Consider the following 785-nt stretch of genomic DNA (forward strand, 5'->3'; position numbering starts at 1 on the left):
GCGTCGGCGGCCTCGGCGAGCCCGTAGCGCGCCCGGTAGAAGCCGTGGTCGAACTGCGCCGCCGCCAGCCGCGCCTGCAGGTCGAGCAGCGCCGCCCGGTCCACGGGCTCCCGCCCGATCGCGCCCAGCCAGCCCGTGTCCTCGACCGGCGCCCGCGCCGGCCGCAGCCCGCAGACGCCGAGCAGCGCCCCCAGGGTCGAGCGTCCCGGCCCCGGATCGCGCAGCTCCCGCCAGCCCGCCTCGGCGAAGTGCAGATATGGCTCCCGCCCGCCCACGTCCGGGTAGGTCGCCCGGTACCAGTCCGCGTCCACCGCCGGCAGGTTCAGCCGGTGCGGCCCGGCGAAGGGCTCGGCACCCGTCAGCCGCGCCTCGGCCACGACGCGGAAGAACGGATCGTCGCCCACCGCCCGGCTGCCGGCTCGTGCCTGCACGAAGCCCGCCGGGTCGAAGTCCGGCCGCGGGCTGACCAGCGCCCGCCAGCCCTCCGCCACGTAGTGGCGCAGCAGCGCGGCGTCCGAGGCGCCGGCCAGCGCCTCGGCCTGAGGACCGGGCAGGCGCTGCCGGTAGTGGGCGGCATCGAAATAGGGGGCGAGCGTCGCGAGCCGCAGGGCGAGCGCGGCGTCCGGGTCCGGCCGGGCGCGGCCGCCGTGCAGGACGTAGTGCACCAGCGGGTTCCGGGTGGCGTAGGTGATGCCGCGCGTGAGGCAGTAGGCGAGCACGTCGAACTGCGGGGCCGGCTCGCGGCCCTCGCGCCAGCCCGACGTCATGTAGTGGTCGGCCGGGTC

The 785-nt window shown here is 77.7% G+C and carries 1 pseudogene; it reads right to left on the minus strand.

The features are described from left to right. Positions 1-767, minus strand: a pseudogene (locus MKK82_RS03895) (glycosyl transferase); the annotation flags it as partial. Positions 768-785: the final 18 nt, after the last annotated feature.

It is taken from the genome of Methylobacterium sp. E-046 (assembly GCF_022829625.1).
GTDB classification, from domain to species: Bacteria; Pseudomonadota; Alphaproteobacteria; order Rhizobiales; family Beijerinckiaceae; genus Methylobacterium; species Methylobacterium longum.